The sequence below is a fragment of the Streptomyces angustmyceticus genome, from assembly GCF_040701845.1.
In the GTDB taxonomy this organism is placed as follows: domain Bacteria; phylum Actinomycetota; class Actinomycetes; order Streptomycetales; family Streptomycetaceae; genus Streptomyces; species Streptomyces angustmyceticus_A.
The window spans coordinates 105,670-120,082 of the sequence record NZ_JBFBHQ010000019.1 but is presented as its reverse complement, the minus strand read 5'-3'; the positions used below and the strand labels follow the sequence as shown (position 1 = coordinate 120,082).

Genomic DNA, 14,413 nt, shown 5'->3' with positions numbered 1-14,413 from the left:
ACCCCCCCTTTGCCCCCCCCCGGACTCACACCCCGTCCGCCCCCTCCTCCCGGGGGGGGGGGGGGCGCGCGGCCCGCCCCCCCCCCACCGCGGACCTCGTGGCGCCGCTACTTCGGGGTCACGCCGACCTGCGTCCAGGCCTTGACCATCGCCTCGTGCTCGTCGCCGGTGCCGAAGCGGGCCTGGGCGGCCTTGACGGTGAGGGCGGCGAAGTCGGCGAACTGGGCGTCCTTGGAGAGCTTGCCGCCGGTCAGGACGTCGTACCAGACCTGGCCCGCCCGCTCCCAGGCCTTGCCGCCGAGGGCGGTGGCGGCGAGGTAGAAGGCGTGGTTGGGGATGCCGGAGTTGATGTGGACGCCGCCGTTGTCGTCGGTGGTGCGGACGTAGCCCTTCATCGTGGCGGGCTGCGGGTCCTTGCCCAGGACGTCGTCGTCGTACGCGGTGCCCGGGGCCTTCATCGAGCGCAGCGCCGTGCCGGTGACGTTCGGGCCGAGGAGGTCGGCGCCGATCAGCCAGTCGGCCTGGTCGGCGGTCTGGCCGAGGGCGTACTGCTTGATCAGCACGCCGAAGACGTCGGAGACGGACTCGTTGAGGGCGCCGGGCTGGCCCTCGTAGGTGAGGTTGGCGGTGTACTGGGTGACGCCGTGGGTGAGCTCGTGGCCGATGACGTCGACGGGGATGGTGAAGTCCTTGAACAGGTCGTTGTCGCCGTCGCCGAAGACCATCCGCTCGCCGTCCCAGAAGGCGTTGTCGTACTTCCGGCCATAGTGGACGGTCGCGTTGAGCGGCAGGCCGGCGCCGTCGATGGACTTGCGGCCGTAGACCTTGAGGTAGAGCTCGAAGGTGGCGCCGAGGCCGGCGTGGGCGCGGTTGACCGAGGCGTCCTTGGAGGGGCCGTCCTTTTCCCCGTGCACCTTGTGACCGGGCAGGTCCTCGTGGTGGCGGGCGTCGTAGACGGTGCGTCGCGGCTTGTCGGCGGCGGCGTCCGGCTCTCCCGGGGTCAGCCCGCCGCGGGCGGCGAGCTCGCGGCGCTCGGTGCGCCGCACATGGTCGTGCTCCAGGGTGCGGCGGGCGGGTTCGTGCCGCTCCGGGTCGTCCGACTGCGCCAGGTTGTCGAGGATGTGCGGCGGGATGATCGTGCAGAAGACCGGGGTGTGGCCGGTGGCGGGATCTGACTGCGCATCGTTGAGGTCCATGAACAAACGGTGGCACTGTGTGATGCGGCTGTCACTCCCCGCGTCCAAGATTCCCGAAAAAGTGTGGTTGGTCGCATTTGGGGAACTCTGCGCGTCCGGTCCCGCATACTGATACACGACCGCCGGACAGGGCGGACCTCGGCTAGGGTGCTGTGCATCATGCGTTTCGGGCTGCTTCTCCTTAGCTGCCGCGGCGAGGGCCTGTAGTCGTAGGCCGACCCCCTCCCCGCGGAGTTCCGGTGTTGCGATTTTCGCCCCGTCGGCCTCTCCCTGGCTCCCGAGGAGCAGGGGGACCCCAGCGGACATACGAGGAGCCCCACGCACCATGACGAATCCGTCGAGCCCCGCAGACCACGCCGTCGGCCGGCCGACCCCGGTCACCAACGCGACGCAGCTGCAGCGGCCCTCCGGTATGCCGGTCCACAAGTACCGCCCCTACGAGGCCGTCGACATCCCCGACCGCACCTGGCCGGACAACCGCATCACCGTCGCGCCCCGCTGGCTGTCGACCGACCTGCGGGACGGCAACCAGGCGCTGATCGACCCGATGTCGCCGGCCCGCAAGCGCGAGATGTTCGATCTGCTGGTGCGCATGGGCTACAAGGAGATCGAGGTCGGCTTCCCGTCCTCCGGCGAGACGGACTTCGCGTTCGTCCGCTCGATCATCGAAGAGGGTGCGATCCCCGAGGACGTGACGATCTCCGTCCTGACGCAGGCCCGCGAGGAGCTGATCGAGCGCACCGTCGAGTCGCTGCGCGGCGCCCGTCGCGCCACGGTGCACCTGTACAACGCCACCGCGCCCACCTTCCGCCGGGTCGTCTTCCGCGGCTCGAAGGAGCAGGTCAAGCAGATCGCCGTGGACGGCACCCGGCTGGTCATGGAGTACGCCGACAAGATCCTCGGCGACGAGACGATCTTCGGCTACCAGTACAGCCCGGAGATCTTCACCGACACCGAGCTGGACTTCGCGCTGGAGGTCTGCGAGGCGGTCTGTGACGTCTGGCAGCCCGAAGAGGGCCGCGAGATCATCCTGAACCTGCCGGCCACCGTCGAGCGCTCCACGCCCTCCACCCACGCCGACCGCTTCGAGTGGATGGCGCGCAACCTGTCCCGGCGCGAGCACGTATGCCTGTCCGTGCACCCGCACAACGACCGCGGCACCGCCGTCGCCGCCGCCGAGCTGGCGATCATGGCGGGCGCCGACCGCATCGAGGGCTGCCTGTTCGGCCAGGGCGAGCGCACCGGCAACGTCGACCTGGTGACGCTGGGCATGAACCTGTTCTCCCAGGGCGTCGACCCGCAGATCGACTTCTCGCAGATTGACGAGATCCGTCGCACCAGCGAGTACTGCAACCAGATGGAGATCCACCCGCGCCACCCCTACGCGGGCGATCTGGTCTACACCGCCTTCTCCGGCTCCCACCAGGACGCCATCAAGAAGGGCTTCGACGCCATGGAGGCCGAGGCCACCGCCGCCGGCCAGACCGTGGACGACATCGAGTGGGCCGTCCCGTACCTGCCCATCGACCCCAAGGACGTCGGCCGCTCCTACGAGGCCGTCATCCGCGTCAACTCGCAGTCCGGCAAGGGCGGTATCGCCTACGTCCTGAAGAACGACCACAAGCTGGAACTGCCGCGCCGGATGCAGATCGAGTTCTCCCGGATCATCCAGGAGAAGACCGACGCCGAGGGCGGCGAGGTCACGCCGACCGCCATCTGGTCCGCCTTCCAGGACGAGTACCTGCCCAACCCCGACAACCCGTGGGGCCGCATCCAGGTCAGGAACGGCCAGACCACGACCGACAAGGACGGCGTCGACACCCTCACCGTCGAGGCCGAGGTGGACGGTGCGGAGACCGTGCTGGTCGGCACCGGCAACGGCCCGATCTCCGCGTTCTTCCACGCGCTGCAGGGCATCGACGTCGACGCGCGGCTGCTGGACTACCAGGAGCACACCATGAGCGAGGGCGCCTCCGCGCTGGCCGCCTCGTACATCGAGTGCGCCATCGGCGACAAGGTCCTGTGGGGCATCGGCATCGACGCGAACACCACGCGCGCCTCGCTGAAGGCCGTGGTCTCCGCCGTCAACCGCGCGGGCCGCTGAGGCACCTCCGCCCCCTCCGGCGCCCCCGTCGCTCCCACCGGGCGGCGGGGGCGCCGTTGTGCGACCCCGCCACCTGAAGGTGGGGTTTGGGAGCCGCGCGCATCACGCTGAGTGAGTGACTCGGTACGTTTGGTGACCGGCGCCGGTCGGACAGGCCACGGCGCGGATCCCAAGGACGTGCAGATGACCAGATTTCGCATGCCCGCACTCTCCCGGCTCGCCGTCGCGGCGGTCGCCTCGCTCGCCGTGGCGGCCTCCGCGTTCGCCCCGGCGGCGTCCGGGGCCCCGGCCCGGTCGGCGGACCGGCCGGAGTACGTGGCGCTCGGCGACTCCTACAGCGCCGGGGTGTTCGTCCGCCCCTGGGACGACAGCGACGGCTGCGGACGCTCCTACCGCAACTACCCCCACCAGCTGGCGGAGCGGTTCCACTATCAGCTGCGGGACGTGACCTGCGGAGCGGCCGAGGTCGTCGACGGGATCCTGGAGCCCCAGCCGTCCGACAAGATCCTCGGGCCGCCCACGATCCCGCCCGAGGGGGGCTGGCCGGAGCTGCCGGCGCAGCTGGAGGCCCTGTCCGCGGACACCGACGTCGTCACCGTCGGCATCGGCGGCAACTCCCTCGGCTTCGGGACCATCCTGGCCAAGTGCCTCGAACTCGGCCTCACCCAGCCCCTGAAGAGCAAGCCGTGCACCGACCACTACACCGGCAGCGGCGCCGGGGCGCCCTGGCTGGCCGACCGCTTCGCCCAGCTCGACGCCGACTTCGGCCGCATGATGCGGGCGATCCACGCGGCCGCGCCGCACGCCAGGGTCGCCGTCGTCGGCTACCCGGCCATCGTCCCGGACAACTCCGGCTGCACCTTCCTGCACTGGAACCAGCTCGGCAGCGTCAAGAAGGGCGACATGCCGTGGCTGGACGGGCTCGAACAGCGCCTCAACGACCTGCTGCGCCGGCACTCCGGCCACCAGAACGCGGCCTACGTCGACACCTACGGGCCCAGTGTCGGCCACGGGGTGTGCCGGAGCGGGGACACCAAGTGGATGTACGGCATCCGGGACAACCTCACCGGTGACGGCGACCAGACCGACCCGCCGACCGAGCTGTGCAACGACATCCCCGGCTCCGGCGAGGCCTGCACCCTGGTCCACCCCAACGCCCGCGGTCTGGACAACCAGGCTCGGGAAGTGGCCAAGGTCCTCCAGCACGGCGGGGGTACGCCCCCGGGACTGTTGACGCCCCCGCAGGGCTGATGCCGCCGGACCGCCGCTGACCCCGCACCGCCGGCGACCTCGGCCAACGGGCGGCGGTCCGGCCCCGGCAGGGCCCCGAAGGGCCCCGCCCCGCCCCTGGGGAGCGGTGCGGGGCCCTTCGGCATCCGGCCAGTTGTCCGGTACGAGGTGCTGACGTCACATCACGTATGTGGCTAACATCACGTCCCATACGGCGAGGGGGCCACGGGTACCTCCTGTGCCTCGACGGCTACGGGGTAGTTACGGAGGGCTGACGTGATGCACAAGATGTGTGTGGCGGGCGTGCGCACGTCCTGGCGCACCGTCGCCGACGGCGAGTTCTTCTGCCCGGACTGCGGCGGGGACCGCAACTACCTCCGCCGCACCGGCCGCCGCCGCCTCACCGTCCTCGGCGTCCCGCTGCTGCCCCGCGGCGCCGCCGGCCCGGTCCTGGAGTGCTCGGCCTGCCACGGCCGCTTCGGCCCGGACGCCCTCGACCACCCCACCACCGTCCGCTTCTCCGCGATGCTCAGGGACGCCGTCCACACCGTCACCCTCGCGCTGCTGGCCGCCGGCGGGACGTCCTCGCGCGCCGTGCGCGACACCGCCGTCGACACGGTCCGCGCAGCCGGTTTCCCGGACTGCTCCGAGGACGAACTGCTGACCCTGCTCGCCGCCCTCGCCGCCGACACCGGCCGGCTGACCGGCACCTACGACGCGGTCACCGGCGGCCACTGCGGCCACCAGGGCCTGGACCCGTGCGGCACCGCGCTGGCCATAGAGCTCCACGAGGCGCTGGAGCCACTCGCCCCGCACCTCGCCCCCGCGGGCCGGGAAGCGGTCCTCCTCCAGGGCGCCCGTATCGCCCTCGCCGACGGTTCCTACACCCCCGCCGAGCGCGAGGTGCTGAGCACGGTCGGCGGCGCCCTGATGCTCCGCCCCGCCGAGACGAACCGGCTGCTGGCAGCGGCCCGCACCCCCTCCTGAGGCGGCGCGGCAACCGGAACGGCCCCGCCACCACAGCAGGGTGACGGGGCCGGTCGCCGGGAGCGGCCGGGCGGATCAGGCCGGCGTCAGCCGCACCGGCAGGCTGCGCAGGCCGCCCGAGATGAAGCCGCTCGTGGGCTCCAACTCCTCGCTCGGTGACGCCAGTTGGAGGCCGGGGAAGCGGGCGAAGAGGGCCGGGAGCGCGATCCGGGCCTCCATGCGGGCCAGCGGGGCGCCCAGGCAGTGGTGGACGCCGTGCCCGAAGGCCAGGTGCTCCGGGCGGGGCCGCCGGATGTCGAAGGCGTCCGCCGTCTCGCCGTGGAAGGCGGCGTCCCGGCCGGCCGCCGCGTACGCCGGGAGGATCGCCTCGCCCTTGCGGATGGTGGGGCCGTCCGGGATCTCGATGTCCGCCACGGCGAAGCGGAGCGGGAGCGCGGCGATGCTGGGGGCCCAGCGCAGCGTCTCCTCGATCACGTCGTTCCAGGCGACCTCCCCGGAGAGCACCAGCTTGAGCTGCTCGGGGTGGGTGAGCAGGGCGTGCACGGCGTTGCCGAGGAGGTCGACGGTGGTCTCGTGGCCGGCGCCGATGACGAGGAGGAGGGTGTCGAGCAGCTCCTGCTCGGTCATCCGCCGGCCCTCGTCGTCCCGTGCGGAGACCAGGAGGCTCGTCAGGTCGTCGGCCGGGTTCGCCCGCTTGTCGGCGACCAGCCCGGACAGCAGCCCGTGGACGGCCGCGCCGGTGGCGCCGGCCTGCTCCGGGGTGGCCGTGGTGTCCATGATGGCCTCGACGAGGCGGGCGAGTTCGGCGCGCTGCTCGCCCTCGGGGAAGCCGAACAGCTCGCAGATCACCTGCAGGGGCAGCGGGTGGTTGAAGCGGGCGCGCAGGTCCACGGGCTCGCCCGCGGGGTGCGCGGCCAGACCGTCCAGGAGAGCCGTGGTGATGGCCTCCACGCGCGGCAGCATGGCCTCGGTGCGGCGGGCGGTGAACGCCGGGGCGATCAGCTTGCGCAGCCGGCGGTGGTCGGGGCCGTACGCGGTGAACATGTTGGTGACGCCGATCCACGACTGCAGCCAGCTGCCGCGGATGTCGTCGCGCTGCCACAGCGGCCAGTGCTCCCGGGGGTTCTTGGAGACCCGGTCGTCGGTCAGCAGCTGCTTGAGGAGCGTGTGGCTGGTGACCGACCAGGCCTCGATGCCGCCGGGGAGCTCGGTGCGCGCGAGCGGGCCTAGCGCGCGGAGGCGTGCTGCCTCTCCGTGGATGTCGCTTCCGACCGGGTCGATGACGTAGGGCTGCTGTCCCTGTTGTGCCACGGAGTTGCTCCTGCCTGGTCGGGGGTGATGGGGGTGAACCGGGCCGGGAGCGCGGCGAGGGCCCGGTGGAACGCGCCGTTGCGCCACTGCAGCTCGCTTGCGTCCACGGCGAGTTCGATGTCGGAGAGCCAGGCGGTGAGCCGCTCGATCGCGGTGGTGGCGATCAGCAGCGCGTGCCGCTTCACGGGGCAGGCGTGCGGTCCTGCCGCCCAGGACAGGTGCGAGCCGCCGCCGGAGCCGGGACCCGCCTGCCCGGTGGTGTCGAACTGGCTGTTGGCGGCCGCGTACGACACCATCACCAGCTGCCCCCTGCGCACCCAGGTGCCGTGGAAGAAGACGTCCCGGACCGGGAAGTGGGCGGAGTAGTTCGTCAGCGGCGGGTCGTTCCACAGCACCTCGTTGATGGCGTCGTGCGCGGTCAGCGCCCCGCCGGAGAGGGTGTTGTAGTAGCGGTCGTCGGAGAGCATCCGCGACAGCGCGTTGCCGATGAGGTTGGCGAGCGGCTCGTTGCCCGCGCCCATCGTGAGGATGATGTTGTGGATCAGTTCCTCGTCGTTGAGCGCGTTCGGGTGGTCCATGAACCAGGAGGTCAGGTCCGGCCCGCGCGCGGCCTTCTTCGCACCGACCAGCTCCATGATGTAGCTGGTGTACGCCTCGTTGGCGGCGGCGGCCTCCTCGGGGGAGTTGCCGTCCAGCATGCCGCCGATGGCCGCGATCAGCCGGTCGCTGTACGAATCCGGCAGCCCGAAGAGGTTGTTGAACATCAGCAGCGGGATCAGCCGCGCGTAGTCGGCGATCAGGTCGACCTCGCCGTGCGCGCCGAAGCGCTGGATCAGGGAGTCCGCGGCGTGGTGGACGCGGGCGCGCAGCTCGTGCGGCTCGACGAGCTTGAAGCTGTCGACGACGACGTCCCGGTAGCGGACGTGCGCGGGCCCGTCGGCGTAGAAGATGTTGGGGCGCCACATCAGCATCGGCATGACGGGGGAGTCCGGCGGGACCGTGGTCATCCACTCCCGCGAGTCCTTCGACCAGGTGGCGTCGTCGTGCAGCAGGTCGAGGGCGGCCCGGTAGTCGGTGACCAGCATCGCGGTCACGTCCGGGGCGATCTCGACCGGGGCCAGCGCGCCGAACTGCCGCAACTGGGCGTAGAAGCGGTGCGGGTCGGCGGCGAAGTCCGGTCCGTAGAGCTTCACCGGCGTCTGGGTGTCGGGCTGCGCCGGCGGGTACTGCTGCGCGGGGGCGGCGTGTGCCGGGCAGCCCGGTGGCGGTGCGGCTCCCGGCTGGTGCGGGGAAGTCACGGGTTCGGGTTCTCCTCGGGGGTGTGGGCCAGGACGTGCCCGACGAGCGCGATCAGCGCGTCGACGGACTGCTCCCGGTCGCGGGCGTCGCACATCACCAACGGCGTCTCGGGGTGCAGATCGAGCGCCTCGCGGAGCTTTTCGACGTCGTACTGGGGCGCGTCGGGGAAGGTGTTGACGGCCACCGCGTAGCGCAGCCCGGCCTCCTCGACGATGTCCATGACCTCGAAGGAGTCCGCCAGCCGGCGGGTGTCGGCGAGGACCAGGGCACCCAGTGCGCCGCGGGCGATGTCCTGCCACAGGGGGCGGAACCGTTTCTGCCCGGGTGTGCCGAACAGGTACAGCACCATGTCCCCCGGCAGCGTCAGCCGCCCGAAGTCGATGGCGACGGTGGTGGTGGTCTTCTCCCGGACGCCGGCGAGATCGTCGACGATCGCGCCGGTCTGGGTCATGACCTCTTCGGTGTGCAGCGGCGGGGTTTCGGACAGCGCGCGGATGAGCGTGGTCTTGCCGACGCCGAACGGCCCCGCTACCAGGAGCTTGACCAGTGTCTGGTTCTCGCCGGAGAGGTACATGCTGCCGGTGCTCGCGCCGGTGTGGGCGCTAGGACTTGAGAGAGCGGAGTCCATCGAGAACCCTCTCCAGGATCTGTCGGTCGAATTGCTCGGCTTCGGGAATGGGGGCCCGGGCGTGCAGCCGCCCGGCGTCGACAAGGTCGGCCACCAGCACCTTCACCACGCTCACCGGCAGGTGAAGGTGGGCGGCGACCTCGGCCAGAGACAGCGCCCCGGGCTGCAGCAGCTCCAGGATGCGGTGCTCCTCCGGGCGTACCTCGCTGGTGATCGGCATGCCCACGCTGTGCAGCAGGGTGAGCCGGTCCAGGGTGTTGCGGCTGGGCTGGGCGCGTCCGCCGGTGGCCAGGTAGGCCGGGACGAGGCGCCTGCCGCTGCTCTGGCGCGGGGTCATACGGGGTTGCCCAGGTCCCGGGCCGGGCTGTTCATGGCCTTGTTGCCCAGGGTCGTGACCTGGATCTGCATGTGGTGCGCGACGACTCCCATGTTCACCTCCGGACCGGCGAACACCGCCAGGCAGGTGTTCTCGCCGGCGGGTATCGCGAAGACGAAGCCCTCGTCGGACTCGATGACGGTCTGCCGCAGCCTGGTGTCGTCCTTCTCGGCGAACGCCGCGGTCACGGCACGCCCCGCACCCTGGAGCGCGGACATCATCGCGGCGACGCCTTCGGCGGAGTCGCGCTTCAGGCCCGGTGAGGCGCCCTCGATGAAGCCGTCTCCGGAGATGACGGCTGCGTGAATAACATGCGGCAACTCCAGGAGGGGCGCCAGCACCCAGGACTTGTCCTCGGCGACACGGCGGCGGGTGGGGCTGTTCATGACTGTGCGTTCCCTTCGGGACTGCGAGGGGGTTCTGACTGGGCGGCTGCCCGGCCGGATTCGGTACCGCGCTGGAGTGCGGCCCAACGGGATCCGGTCTCCTCCGGGGAGCGCGGGGGAAGCGATGCGGTGCGCTCGGCACTCTCATCGAGTTCGGAGACGGGCTTGCGGCGGCGCCGGCGCGGCAGCTCGCCCTCGGCCTGCTGGGCGGGCGCCTCGTAGGAGGGCGCGGGCTGCGCGGCGGGTGCGGGCGGTGCGGCGGCCGGGGGCTGCGTCGCGGAACCGGTGGGCAGTACGGAGGAGGAACGATCCGGCACTGCGGAACGGTGCGGCAGGGGGGCCATCACGGACATCGGCTGGGCGCTCTCGTCGAGGACGGTGAGGAGGGGGTCACCCGGGATGTACACGACCGCACGCACACCGCCGTACGGCGACGGCTCGACATGCACCCCGAAGCCGTACTGGCGCACCAGCTGGCCGGCCGCCGCGAACCCGGACCGCGGCGGGTCGCCGAGCTGGGTGAGCAGCAGGTCGTCGTCGCCCGACAGCAGCTCCATCGCGGCCTTGATCTCGTCGTCGTGCATGCCGACGCCGTAGTCGTCGACGATGACCGAGGCGCCGCGGTTGCCCTGCTGGAGGGTGATGGTGACGGGCAGTTCACGGTGCGAGTGGTGCAGCGCGTTGGCCAGCAGCTCGGTCACCACGATCGCGATCGGCTCCACGGCCCGCGCCACCACGGCGATCGGGTCGCGCAGCTGGTTGCTGACCTGCACCCGCTCGTAGCCGCGCAGCCGGGAGGTGGCGCCGACGACCAGCTCGGCGAGGTAGGAGTCCTCGCGGGTCAGCCCCGGCCAGGCGCCGCAGACGACACCGGTGGCCTGGATGCGCCGCAGCGCCTGCTCGTTGAGGAAGTCCGCGTTCAGCAGGTCCTGGGCGACGTTGGGGTCGTCGTAGCGGTGCTGCATGTCCTGCAGCGCCGTCTGGAGCCGGTAGAGCAGCGCCTGGATGGTGGTGGTCGCGCCGCGGAGGGTGGACTGGGCGGCGGCGTCGACCCGCGCCCGCTCCTTGGTGATCGCGTCGCTGACCTGCTCCAGTACGGCGCTCAGGGCCTGGTCGGTCTCCGTCCCGGCGAACCGCGCGTCCATCAGCCCCGGTACGGGCACGTGCGGGTGGGCCAGCGCCAGCGTCAGGTCGGGGAGCCGGGTACCGGCCAGGTGCCGGATCTCGGCCTCGGTGGCGCGCAGCCGGGCCGACAGCTCCGTATTGCTGTGGAGCGTGGCGCTGTTCTGTTCCTCAGCGGCGGTAAGGCGTGATCTCAGGTCCGCGCGCTGTCCGCGCGCCCGGATCGAGAGCGCCGCCAGGACCACGGCGGCGGCCGTACCTGCGCTGAGGCACCACAACAGCGCCTCCGGTATGGATGTCATCGAGATCCTCAATTGGGGTACTGACTGGGTCGGCCGGCCATCACGGCGTCGTGCTGCCGATCATCACGGGATGCTACCGGGCAGTTGACGTGCCGTGAGGGCCACTTCCCACGGGGGACTGAGAAGTACGGAAGGTCGTCTTCCGCCCGCGATGACCCGGACCATAACGTGATGTGGCCCCGTCATCCAGTGGGACGGCGGGGCCTTTGTGTGCCTGGTGTGAACGCTCGGTGAAAGGCGGTCAGGAGGCGTCGAGATGCCCGTCTTTGACGGCGTCGAGGAAGGAGGCCCAGTCGGTGGCCGGGAAGGTGAGCACCGGGCCGTGGGGGGTCTTGCTGTCGCGGACGGGGACGAGGGCGGGGTGACCGTCGGAGACCTCCAAGCAGTTGTCCGGCTGGCCGCTGCTGTAGCTGCTCTTGCGCCACTGGGCAGTGCTCAGGTCGTATCCGCTCATGTCGTCCTGTAGCTCTCCGCCGCCGAGTCGATCAGAGACAGGGACGCCTCCGGCGACAGTGCGGCGGCCCTGAGGAGATCGTAAGTCGCCGTTGCCCGCTTCACCATCGACAGATCGTCCAGCAGTTGGCCCCAAAACAAACCCTCTGTATAGACGGTGGGCGGCGCGTCCTCGAACTCCATGAGCCTCATGGACTTGGACATTCCTGCATGCGCGCCTTGCGCGTAGGGGATCACTTGGATCACCACTCGACGGCTGCGCGCCAGGGACACGAGGTGGTCCAGTTGCTCGGTCATGCAGGCCGCTCCGCCGACCGGGGTGCGCAGCGCGCACTCGTGGACGATCGCCCAATACATGGGCCTCGCGGGGCTGCTGAGGTGCTTCGCCCGCTCCAGTCGGGCCGCGACCCATCCTTCCACCTCGTCGTCGGAGACGAACGGGTTGTCCGCAAGCATCACTGCCCGGGTGTACGGCGCGACTTGAAGGAGTCCGGGCACCAGCACGGGCTCGAAGTCGCAGATCTTGGTGGCGAGGGGCTCCAGGTCCGCCACGGCCGCAAAGTAATCGGTGAATCCTGATTCGTTGATCAGCTTCCGGCACATCCGCTCGAAAAAGCCGTCGGTTTGCAGGGCCCCGTCGATCCGCACCGCCACATCCAACTGCGGCTTCCGGCACGCCTGCTCGAACTGGCTGATGTAGCCGCCGGATACGAAGACCTGCCGCCCCAGTTCCTCCTGGGTTAAGCGAGCCTCTTCCCGGCGGCGCTTGAGTTCGGTACCCCAGAATTCCCATGCCGCCTGTCGTGAAGCTCGGGCCATCGCTGACTCCCCTTCTCATCCCGGCAGTTGTATTGCCGACCTCCTTGCCCAGCCTAGTTCCGCACCGTCACGCTCTGAATGCGAACAGTGAAACCCCTCACGGAAAGCGGACGCTCATGAGTCAGCCCAAGGAAGTGGAAACCGTGACGACGGATCTGCGGGAAGCCCTCGCCCGCGTAGGCGTCGTGCTGCCGTCGCTGCACCCCGACCCCGTCTCGTACGCGCATCGGTATCTGCCGCCGCTCGTGGAGCTGGGGTGCTGCACGATGGATGTCGCCCGGCGGCTGACCGCGGCGCTCGCCGAGTCCTCACCGGCCTCCGGCGAGCCCGCGCCGCCCCGGCAGGACACCGTCGCCGAGCGGCTGAGCGTCGCGACCGCCCATGCCCACGCACGCAGCCGGGGCGGGCGGGCCTGAGGGGCACCTGGCCCGGCCCGCTTCGCCGATGCGCGAGAATGGCGCCATGAGTCTGTTCCGCGACGACGGCATCGTGCTGCGCACCCAGAAGCTGGGGGAGGCGGACCGGATCATCACGCTGCTGACCCGGGGGCACGGCCGGGTCCGTGCGGTGGCCCGGGGGGTGCGGCGGACGAAGTCGAAGTTCGGGGCGCGGCTGGAGCCGTTCTCGCACGTCGACGTGCAGTTCTATGCGCGCGGCAGCGAGCTGATCGGGCGCGGGCTGCCGCTGTGCACGCAGAGCGAGACGATCGCGGCGTACGGCGGCGGGATCGTCACGGACTACGCCCGCTACACGGCCGGGACGGCCATGCTGGAGACCGCCGAGCGGTTCACCGACCACGAGGGCGAGCCGGCCGTGCAGCAGTACCTGCTGCTGGTCGGCGGGCTGCGGACGCTGGCCCGCGGCGAGCACGAGCCGCATCTGGTGCTGGACGCCTTCCTGCTGCGCTCGCTCGCCGTCAACGGCTACGCGCCGAGTTTCGAGAGCTGTGCACGGTGCGGGATGCCCGGTCCGAACCGGTTCTTCTCGGTCGCGTCGGGCGGGGTGACCTGCGGTGACTGCCGGGTGCCGGGGAGCGTCGTACCCTCCTCTGAGGCCATCGGGCTCCTCAGCGCGCTGCTGACCGGCGACTGGGAGACCGCGGACGCCTGCGAGGCCCGTCATGCCCGGGAGGGCAGCGGGCTCGTCACGGCGTATCTGCACTGGCATCTGGAGCGGGGCCTGCGTTCCCTCCGGTACGTAGAGAAATAGCGAAGACCACCTCAAGACACATACGCCCCTCAAGGCAAAAACGCCCTCAAGACACATAGGAGACGTGGGCCGCATGGCACGACGCGGGATTCTGGGCCGTAATCGACGTGAGTACGTGACGCCCGAGCCGCACCCTTCCGGTGCGCGGCCGCCGAAGATCCCCGGTGAGCTCGTTCCCAACCATGTGGCGGTCGTCATGGACGGCAACGGCCGGTGGGCCAAGGAGCGCGGGCTGCCGCGCACCGAGGGCCACAAGGTCGGCGAGGGCGTCGTCCTGGACGTCCTCAAGGGCTGCATCGAAATGGGCGTGAAGAACCTTTCGCTGTACGCCTTCTCGACGGAGAACTGGAAGCGGTCGCCCGACGAGGTGAAGTTCCTGATGAACTTCAACCGCGATGTGATCCGGCGGCGCCGTGACGAAATGGACGCGTTGGGTATCCGTATCCGGTGGGTCGGGCGGATGCCGAAGCTGTGGAAGTCGGTCGTGCAAGAGCTCCAGATCGCCCAGGAGCAGACCAAGAACAATGACGCCATGACGCTGTATTTCTGCGTGAATTACGGCGGGCGGGCCGAGATCGCCGATGCGGCGGCGGCCATCGCGGCGGATGTGCGGGCCGGAAAGCTGGACCCGTCGAAGGTCAACGAGAAGACCGTCGCGAAGTACATGTACTACCCGGACATGCCGGATGTGGATCTCTTCGTGCGGCCGTCCGGTGAGCAGCGGACCTCGAATTACCTGATCTGGCAGAGCGCGTACGCCGAGATGGTTTTCCAGGACATTCTGTGGCCGGACTTCGACCGGCGGAACCTGTGGCAGGCGTGCCTGGAGTACGCGAAGCGGGACCGCAGGTTCGGGGCGGCCCCGGAGGCGGAGGACCGGCCGGCGACGTAAGCGTCGGGCGGCACGGAAAAGGGGCCGGCGGCCCCGGCGCTCAAAGAGCTGCTGGACTCCCCCCGCGGTGCGCTGCTGCGCGACCGGCTGGACTACAAG

General features: G+C 70.6%; 15 protein-coding genes. 6 read left to right on the top strand and 9 right to left on the bottom strand.

Features of this window, described 5'->3' with window-relative positions; all coding sequences use genetic code 11:
• Positions 1-107: 107 nt before the first annotated feature.
• Positions 108-1,196 (bottom strand): M4 family metallopeptidase, encoded by a 1,089-nt coding sequence (locus AB0411_RS28635; protein WP_366420166.1) that lies wholly within the window; start codon positions 1,194-1,196, stop codon positions 108-110.
• A 325-nt stretch (positions 1,197-1,521) separates the two neighbouring features.
• Between AB0411_RS28635 and leuA the strand changes: the two genes are divergently transcribed.
• The 3 genes from leuA (at position 1,522) to AB0411_RS28620 (ending at position 5,517) form a co-directional block, all read left to right on the top strand.
• Positions 1,522-3,300 (top strand): 2-isopropylmalate synthase, encoded by a 1,779-nt coding sequence (leuA, locus tag AB0411_RS28630; protein WP_366420165.1) that lies wholly within the window; start codon positions 1,522-1,524, stop codon positions 3,298-3,300.
• Between the two features lie 183 nt (positions 3,301-3,483).
• Positions 3,484-4,551, top strand: a complete 1,068-nt coding sequence (locus AB0411_RS28625; protein WP_366420164.1) for an SGNH/GDSL hydrolase family protein — start codon at positions 3,484-3,486, stop codon at positions 4,549-4,551.
• Positions 4,552-4,809: 258 nt separating this feature from the next.
• On the top strand, positions 4,810-5,517 hold the full coding sequence (locus AB0411_RS28620) for a TerB family tellurite resistance protein (RefSeq protein WP_366420174.1): 708 nt from the start codon (positions 4,810-4,812) through the stop codon (positions 5,515-5,517).
• A 75-nt stretch (positions 5,518-5,592) separates the two neighbouring features.
• On the opposite strand, the gene AB0411_RS28615 is transcribed toward AB0411_RS28620, so the two are convergent.
• The 8 genes from AB0411_RS28615 to AB0411_RS28580 all read right to left on the bottom strand — a co-directional run bounded on the left by AB0411_RS28615 (position 5,593) and on the right by AB0411_RS28580 (position 12,213).
• On the bottom strand, positions 5,593-6,828 hold the full coding sequence (locus AB0411_RS28615) for a cytochrome P450 family protein (protein ID WP_366420163.1): 1,236 nt from the start codon (positions 6,826-6,828) through the stop codon (positions 5,593-5,595).
• Positions 6,744-8,126, bottom strand: a complete 1,383-nt coding sequence (locus tag AB0411_RS28610; RefSeq protein ID WP_366420162.1) for a cytochrome P450 — start codon at positions 8,124-8,126, stop codon at positions 6,744-6,746. The genes AB0411_RS28615 and AB0411_RS28610 overlap by 85 nt, the downstream gene beginning before the upstream one ends.
• Positions 8,123-8,701, bottom strand: coding sequence for a GTP-binding protein (locus AB0411_RS28605; RefSeq protein WP_086720770.1), 579 nt, complete (start codon positions 8,699-8,701; stop codon positions 8,123-8,125). Before AB0411_RS28605 ends, AB0411_RS28610 begins: the two co-directional genes overlap by 4 nt.
• A 28-nt stretch (positions 8,702-8,729) precedes the next feature.
• Entirely contained in the window at positions 8,730-9,092 is a 363-nt protein-coding gene (locus AB0411_RS28600) for a DUF742 domain-containing protein (protein WP_366420161.1), read from the bottom strand.
• Positions 9,089-9,517, bottom strand: coding sequence for a roadblock/LC7 domain-containing protein (locus AB0411_RS28595; RefSeq protein ID WP_366420160.1), 429 nt, complete (start codon positions 9,515-9,517; stop codon positions 9,089-9,091). The genes AB0411_RS28600 and AB0411_RS28595 overlap by 4 nt, the downstream gene beginning before the upstream one ends.
• Entirely contained in the window at positions 9,514-10,941 is a 1,428-nt protein-coding gene (locus tag AB0411_RS28590; protein ID WP_366420159.1) for an ATP-binding protein, read from the bottom strand. Before AB0411_RS28590 ends, AB0411_RS28595 begins: the two co-directional genes overlap by 4 nt.
• Before the next feature lie 241 nt (positions 10,942-11,182).
• Positions 11,183-11,395, bottom strand: a complete 213-nt coding sequence (locus AB0411_RS28585) for a DUF397 domain-containing protein (RefSeq protein ID WP_366420158.1) — start codon at positions 11,393-11,395, stop codon at positions 11,183-11,185.
• Positions 11,392-12,213: a helix-turn-helix domain-containing protein gene (locus AB0411_RS28580; RefSeq protein WP_366420157.1), complete on the bottom strand. Its 822-nt coding sequence runs from the start codon at positions 12,211-12,213 to the stop codon at positions 11,392-11,394. Before AB0411_RS28580 ends, AB0411_RS28585 begins: the two co-directional genes overlap by 4 nt.
• 116 nt (positions 12,214-12,329) lie before the next feature.
• Between AB0411_RS28580 and AB0411_RS28575 the strand changes: the two genes are divergently transcribed.
• From AB0411_RS28575 to AB0411_RS28565, 3 genes are all read left to right on the top strand, one after another.
• Positions 12,330-12,629, top strand: a complete 300-nt coding sequence (locus AB0411_RS28575) for a hypothetical protein (RefSeq protein WP_366420156.1) — start codon at positions 12,330-12,332, stop codon at positions 12,627-12,629.
• 46 nt (positions 12,630-12,675) lie between these two features.
• The gene (gene recO, locus AB0411_RS28570) at positions 12,676-13,422 is read left to right on the top strand and encodes a DNA repair protein RecO (protein WP_366420155.1); all 747 of its coding nucleotides are present in this window, start codon (positions 12,676-12,678) and stop codon (positions 13,420-13,422) included.
• 73 nt (positions 13,423-13,495) lie between these two features.
• Entirely contained in the window at positions 13,496-14,314 is an 819-nt protein-coding gene (locus tag AB0411_RS28565; RefSeq protein WP_366420154.1) for an isoprenyl transferase, read from the top strand.
• The last annotated feature ends 99 nt before the right edge of the window (positions 14,315-14,413 follow it).

What these genes read in the sequence shown, in the direction of transcription:
- AB0411_RS28575 (WP_366420156.1), top strand. Translation starts at nt 12,330, where the DNA reads ATGAGTCAGCCCAAGGAAGTGGAAACCGTGACGACGGATCTGCGGGAA.
- AB0411_RS28635 (WP_366420166.1), bottom strand. Translation starts at nt 1,196, where the DNA reads ATGGACCTCAACGATGCGCAGTCAGATCCCGCCACCGGCCACACCCCG.
- AB0411_RS28625 (WP_366420164.1), top strand. Translation starts at nt 3,484, where the DNA reads ATGACCAGATTTCGCATGCCCGCACTCTCCCGGCTCGCCGTCGCGGCG.
- AB0411_RS28580 (WP_366420157.1), bottom strand. Translation starts at nt 12,213, where the DNA reads ATGGCCCGAGCTTCACGACAGGCGGCATGGGAATTCTGGGGTACCGAA.
- AB0411_RS28620 (WP_366420174.1), top strand. Translation starts at nt 4,810, where the DNA reads ATGCACAAGATGTGTGTGGCGGGCGTGCGCACGTCCTGGCGCACCGTC.
- AB0411_RS28605 (WP_086720770.1), bottom strand. Translation starts at nt 8,701, where the DNA reads ATGTACCTCTCCGGCGAGAACCAGACACTGGTCAAGCTCCTGGTAGCG.
- recO (WP_366420155.1), top strand. Translation starts at nt 12,676, where the DNA reads ATGAGTCTGTTCCGCGACGACGGCATCGTGCTGCGCACCCAGAAGCTG.
- AB0411_RS28600 (WP_366420161.1), bottom strand. Translation starts at nt 9,092, where the DNA reads ATGACCCCGCGCCAGAGCAGCGGCAGGCGCCTCGTCCCGGCCTACCTG.
- leuA (WP_366420165.1), top strand. Translation starts at nt 1,522, where the DNA reads ATGACGAATCCGTCGAGCCCCGCAGACCACGCCGTCGGCCGGCCGACC.
- AB0411_RS28585 (WP_366420158.1), bottom strand. Translation starts at nt 11,395, where the DNA reads ATGAGCGGATACGACCTGAGCACTGCCCAGTGGCGCAAGAGCAGCTAC.
- AB0411_RS28595 (WP_366420160.1), bottom strand. Translation starts at nt 9,517, where the DNA reads ATGAACAGCCCCACCCGCCGCCGTGTCGCCGAGGACAAGTCCTGGGTG.
- AB0411_RS28565 (WP_366420154.1), top strand. Translation starts at nt 13,496, where the DNA reads ATGGCACGACGCGGGATTCTGGGCCGTAATCGACGTGAGTACGTGACG.
- AB0411_RS28590 (WP_366420159.1), bottom strand. Translation starts at nt 10,941, where the DNA reads ATGACATCCATACCGGAGGCGCTGTTGTGGTGCCTCAGCGCAGGTACG.